Source organism: Chloroflexus sp. (genome assembly GCF_034435895.1).
Classification (GTDB): Bacteria; Chloroflexota; Chloroflexia; order Chloroflexales; family Chloroflexaceae; genus Chloroflexus.
The window spans coordinates 1-5614 of the sequence record NZ_DAOTWH010000294.1 but is presented as its reverse complement, the minus strand read 5'-3'; the positions used below and the strand labels follow the sequence as shown (position 1 = coordinate 5614).

Sequence of the window (5614 nt, the reverse complement as noted above, 5' to 3'; positions counted from 1 at the left end):
CGAAGCCGTGGCGGTAGATCGATTGGAAGGGATGGGTGTGGTTCATAGGCGGATCATGAGGCGCAGACCCGATAGCAATCTGCGCCGATTAGACTAAGTATGTCTGAGTGTATGATACCGCACTCGCGGAGGAATTGGCGCTAGAGGAGGGCGCAAGGGGAGCAAAGGCGCAGAGGATTCAAACGCAAAGACGCGAAGGGCGCAGAGGGCGCGAAGGGTTTTTGAGGAAATAGCCACAAAGAGACACAAAACATGAATCCAATGTTGTTGTGCCTTCTGTGTGTTTTCGTGACTCTTGGTTGCCCCACCCCAGCCTTTCCCCGTTTAAGGGCGGACAGAATGGCATGGGTATAGGTGTGGTTGATGGCTTTGAGATGTGCTCGTGTCCCCTCACCCCCAGCCCCGCTCCCACTGGCGCGGGAGAGAGGAGTCCGATTCAGTCCGTGCCGGCATCCTTCCCGCAGAAGCGAGGGATTGCTTCGCCGCGCTGCGCGCGGCTCGCAATGACAACATGGGGACGGGGATGGATGGCATACCGCTTGCTGCAAGCGCGGTACAATAGATGAGGTTCATTTGTCGTTGGGTAATAGACCATGCGATGAGCGAGTGCGGCAGTTTGGCTGCCGCACCGCCTACAAGCTTGGGAAGGAGCGAACGATGACCGTAGCGGTGGAAGGGTCGTTGGCGACGCTGCCGTTGCGCTTGTTGATCAATGGCGAGTGGCGTGAGGCGGAGAGCGGCGTGACTTTTGCGGTGGTTAATCCGGCGAATGGCACGGTGTTGGGGTATGTGCCCGACGCTGGCGTAGCCGAGACGCGACTGGCGATTGCGGCGGCGGTGGCGGCGCAGGCGGGGTGGGCAGCGACTCCGGCTGGCGAGCGGGCGACGCTGTTGCGCCGGGTGGCGGGGTTGATGCTGGAACGGCAGCAAGAGCTGGCGACGATTATGACCCTCGAACAGGGCAAGCCGCTGGCCGAGGCGCGGAGTGAGATCGCCTATGCGGCGAGTTTTCTCAGTTGGTTTGCCGGCGAAGCTGAGCGCATCTACGGGATGACCATCCCGGCTTCGACCAACGCCAAGCGGATTATGGTCTTGCGCCAGCCGGTCGGGGTGGTGGCGCTGATTACGCCGTGGAACTTCCCCAGCGCGATGATTACGCGCAAGCTGGGGCCGGCCCTCGCCGCCGGCTGTACGGTGATCGCAAAACCTGCCGAGCAGACGCCGCTCTCGGCGCTGGCGCTCGGCCAGCTCTTTACCGAAGCCGGCGCGCCTCCCGGCGTGGTCAATATCATCACCTGCCAAAACCCGCGTCCTTTTGCCGATACGATCTTCGCCGACGCCCGCGTGCGCAAGATTAGCTTCACCGGCAGCACCGAAGTCGGCAAGGAACTGATGCGCCGCGCGGCGGATACGCTGAAGCGGGTATCGCTGGAGTTAGGCGGCAATGCGCCGTTTATCGTCTTTGCCGATGCAGATCTCGATGCGGCGGTGCGCGGCGCGATCGCCTCGAAGTTTCGCAACGCCGGCCAGACCTGCGTCTGCGCGAACCGGATCTTCGTCCAGCGCCCGATCTATGCCGAATTTGCTGAACGGTTCGCCGCCGAGGTGGCCCAGTTGACCGTTGGCGACGGTTTGCAGCCGGGAGTGAACATTGGCCCGCTGATTGATGAACAGGCCCGCCGTAAGGTCGAGCGCCACGTACAGGATGCGCTCACCGCCGGGGCGCGAGTGGTGACCGGCGGCGGCCCGGCCCCGTTCGGCGGCAACTTTTGGTTACCGACGGTGCTGCTCGATGCGCGCAGCGATATGCTCGTCGCGCGCGAAGAGACATTCGGCCCGGTCGCGCCGCTCATCCCCTTCGATGATGAGGCGGAGGTGATCCGGATGGCGAACGATACGCCCTACGGGTTGGCCGCCTACGCTTTCACCCGCGATGTGAGCCGGGTCTGGCGGTTGGCCGAAGGGTTAGAATACGGTATCATCGGGATTAACGATCCGATCCCTTCGACGGCGCAAGCACCGTTTGGCGGCGTTAAGCAGAGCGGGATCGGGCGTGAGGGCGGGCCAACCGGGATTGATGAGTATCTTGATATTAAATACGTTTCGATTGGGATTTGAGCGGGCAATTGGGCTATGATGAGCTAGACTTACCCTTTAATCAAGTGATACGAGAGCCGGGAACGGGGGATAAACGGAAGCATGGCCGGAACAAGAGCTGATGATCGCCTCGATGTGGTAGTGATCGGGGCAGGCGCGGCGGGATTGGCGGCGGCCCGCACCTTGCACGACGCCGGCGCGCGGGTGACGGTGGTCGAGGCGCGGCCCCGGATTGGCGGACGAATCTGGACGGAGCGCAGTTGCGGGAGGTACCCGATTGAGTTGGGGGCCGAGCTGATCCACGGCGCGCAGACGAGCACGGTCGAGCTGGCGGAAGCGGCTGGGTTGACGCTTGACGAGGTGGATCGGTATAACGGCTTGCGCTGGGGCACGCCGGCCCGTCTCGTCAACGAGTTGCCGCTGGACGATCCGGCACGGCAGGCGATTACGCAAGCGCGCGCGGTGTGGGGCGGTTTGGCGGCGCGTTATCCCGATGGCGCTGTCGATCGTTCATTAGCCGATGAATTACGGCACCGCGGTTTGACCCCAACCGCCATCGCGATTGCCGATGTGGTGCTGGCGCAGACCTGCTGCGCCGAGGCCGAGTCGCTCAGTTGTCTCGATCTGGCCCGCGAGCAGCGGGTCGATCGGGCCGGACCGCGCGAGTTCCGGCTGCGCGAACGGTACGACACCCTCTTGGCGTGGCTGGCTCACGATCTCGATCTGCGCCTCGGCCAGCCGGTGCGGGCGATCCGCGATCACGGCGACCGGGTGACGGTGGATACGACTGCTGGCATCATAACCGCGCGACGCTGCATCGTTACTGTGCCGGTAGCCGTGCTGGCCGCCGGGATGATCCGTTTCGACCCGCCGCTCTCGGCCCGCAAACAGGCGGCGATCGCCGCCTTCCGCACGCGCCCGGCGACGAAACACTTCTTCTGGTTCGATGCGCCGCTGTGGGATGCCGGCTTTGCCTACGCCGCCCACAACGGCCTCTTTGCCCGCTGGTGGACGCCGGCCTATCCCGATCTGGCCGCGCCGCTGCTTTGCAGTTACGTCACCGCCGAGCGCGCGGCGGCGCTCGACCGCTTAGCTGACGAGACGGTGCGCGAGTTGGGGTTGGCGGAACTGGGCCAGTTGCTGGGCCGTAACGATGTCGCGGCACACTGTGTCGGCTTCCGGCGCTACCGCTGGGCCGCCGACGAATATGCGCGCGGCGGGTATGCCCATCTGCCGCCGGGAATGGCATGGGCACGACCAGTGTTGGCGGCGGCGGCAGGCAATCTGCATTTCGCCGGTGAAGCCACCGCCCACGACAGTAACCCGCAGACAGTGCATGGCGCGATCGACAGCGGGCGGCGGGCCGCCCACGAATGTTTAAAATAATGTAGAGACGCACGGCGGTGGGGAGACGCACGGACGTGCGTCTCTACTTCGTCGCTAACGACGACAACGTGAGGATAGCATGCCCAACGACACCATCATCGACCGGTTACGGGCCGCATTGCGCGCCGCCGGCATTCCGGCCGCCGAATCCGATTTTGCCGGCATCATCGAAAAGGGCTTTCTCAGCCGCCTGCCTGACGTCGAACGGCTGCTCGACGCGGTGGATCATGAACAGTTGCCCGATATGCTCGATGCGACCAGCCTGCCGCCAGCGGCCAGCCCGCCCAACGGCGGCCTGCCGGCGAGCGATGACCCGACGACGATCCTTGGCATTGCCAGCCAATTGCAGCGGCGGACGGTCTCGGCGGTGGAGCTAGCTGAGCAGGCGTTGGAGCGGATTGCCGACCATGATGCTGAGTTGAACGTCTTTCAGATCGTGATGGCCGAGAGTGCGCTAGCCGATGCTCGCGCCGCCGATGCCGAACTGGCAGCGGGCAAGGTGCGCAGTCCGCTGCACGGCGTGCCGGTGGCGGTGAAGGATCTGTTCGATGTAGCTGGTTACCCGACGGCGGCTGGTTCGCGGATTCGCGCCGGTGTGATGGCGGCGACCGATGCGACCGTTGTCGAGCGATTGCGCGCCGCCGGCGCGGTGATCATCGGCAAAACCCGCATGTCAGAATTCGCCTACTCGCCCGGCTCGAACAATGCGCACTACGGCCCGACGGCTAACCCCTACGATCGCCAGCGTGATAGCGGCGGCAGCAGCAGCGGCAGCGGGGTGGCGACCGCAACCGGCATGGCGTTTGCCGCAATCGGCACCGACACCGGCGGCTCGATCCGCATCCCAGCGGCCCACTGCGGGATCGTGGGTCTCAAGCCGACCCATGGCCGGGTGAGTTTGGCCGGAGGCTTTACTCTCTCGTGGTCGCTGGATCATGCTGGGCCAATGACGCGCACCGTTGCCGATGCGGCACTGGTGCTGAGCGTGATCGCTGGGCCTGATCCGCGCGATCCGCGCACCTTGCGTCCGGCGCCCGATTTTACCGTTGGCGGGTTGGTGGCCGGCGTGCGCAACCTGCGCGTAGGTTTGGTCACTGCCGACGGCAGCGGGCAGGCGCTGGCCGGTCCCGCCGAGTTGGCGGCGATGCAGCGCGTTGCCGATGCCCTAACCGGCCAAGGGGCAATCGTAACGCCGATCGATGTGCCTGAACTAGAGGAGCTGCGCTTGCTCAATCAGGCGCTACTGGCGATGGAGGCGGCGGCACTGCATCTGCCATGGCTGCGCACCCGGCTCGACGACTACGGTGAGTTTATGCGCCACCGCATTCTGGCGGCCTTTATCTATTCGCCGGCTGATGTGACGCGGGTGCAGCAAGCGCGAGCGGCGTTGCGACGGCGAGTGGCAGCGCGCTTGGCCGATGTCGATCTGCTAATCACGCCGGTTGTACCCGGCCCAGCGCCAGCGTTGGGGGTGCCAACGCCGACCTCATTCACCGGGCCGTGGAACTTCCTCGGCTGGCCAGCGCTGAGCTTGCCGGCGGGGATGGGTGAGGACGGTGTGCCGCGCGCGGCGCAACTGGTGGCCCGCCCGTGGAACGAACCGCTGCTGCTGCGGGCGGCTTTCGCTGCCGAACAGGCGCTAGGCCGGCTGATGCCATCTCTGTAACACGGCGCGCTATGCTACAATTGGCACCCGTGCCGCACAATGTTGAAGCGGCGCAAGCAGCATTGAGGAGCGGCTGCAATGTTTCGTACAGTACTTGTTGCGAATCGCGGCGAGATTGCGTTGCGCGTGATGCGCGCCTGCCGCGAATTGGGTCTGCGCTGCGTGGCCGTTTATTCAGAGGCCGACCGCGATGCGCCCCATGTGGCTTATGCCGACGATGCTTATCTAATTGGCCCGCCATCGCCGGCAGAGAGCTATCTGAACATCGAAGCGATTATTCGCGCTGCCAAGGCCACCGGCGCCGAGGCGATCCATCCCGGTTACGGCTTTCTGTCTGAAAACCCCAACTTTGTGCGGGCCGTCACAGCGGCTGGGTTGGTCTTTATCGGCCCGCCGGCGGAAGCGATGGAGCGCATGGGCGGCAAGACGGCGGCCCGGCGCGAAGCGGCAGCGGCAGGTGTGCCG

4 protein-coding genes are annotated in these 5614 nt (G+C 64.8%); all 4 read left to right on the top strand.

Annotated features, from left to right (window positions below):
* Nucleotides 1-657: 657 nt before the first annotated feature.
* A complete protein-coding gene (locus tag U9R81_RS16560; protein WP_322496533.1) occupies nt 658-2118 on the top strand; it encodes an NAD-dependent succinate-semialdehyde dehydrogenase in 1461 nt (486 codons plus the stop codon).
* Between the two features lie 81 nt (nt 2119-2199).
* Nucleotides 2200-3483, top strand: a complete 1284-nt coding sequence (locus U9R81_RS16555; protein ID WP_322496532.1) for an NAD(P)/FAD-dependent oxidoreductase — start codon at nt 2200-2202, stop codon at nt 3481-3483.
* 79 nt (nt 3484-3562) lie between these two features.
* Nucleotides 3563-5149: an amidase gene (locus tag U9R81_RS16550; protein WP_322496531.1), complete on the top strand. Its 1587-nt coding sequence runs from the start codon at nt 3563-3565 to the stop codon at nt 5147-5149.
* A gap of 78 nt (nt 5150-5227) precedes the next feature.
* The coding region (locus U9R81_RS16545; RefSeq protein WP_322496530.1) for a biotin carboxylase N-terminal domain-containing protein at nt 5228-5614 on the top strand (387 nt) is incomplete at its 3' end.

Coding starts and splice junctions, on each gene's coding strand:
- U9R81_RS16555 (WP_322496532.1), top strand. CDS start 2,200: ATGGCCGGAACAAGAGCTGATGATCGCCTCGATGTGGTAGTGATCGGG.
- U9R81_RS16560 (WP_322496533.1), top strand. CDS start 658: ATGACCGTAGCGGTGGAAGGGTCGTTGGCGACGCTGCCGTTGCGCTTG.
- U9R81_RS16550 (WP_322496531.1), top strand. CDS start 3,563: ATGCCCAACGACACCATCATCGACCGGTTACGGGCCGCATTGCGCGCC.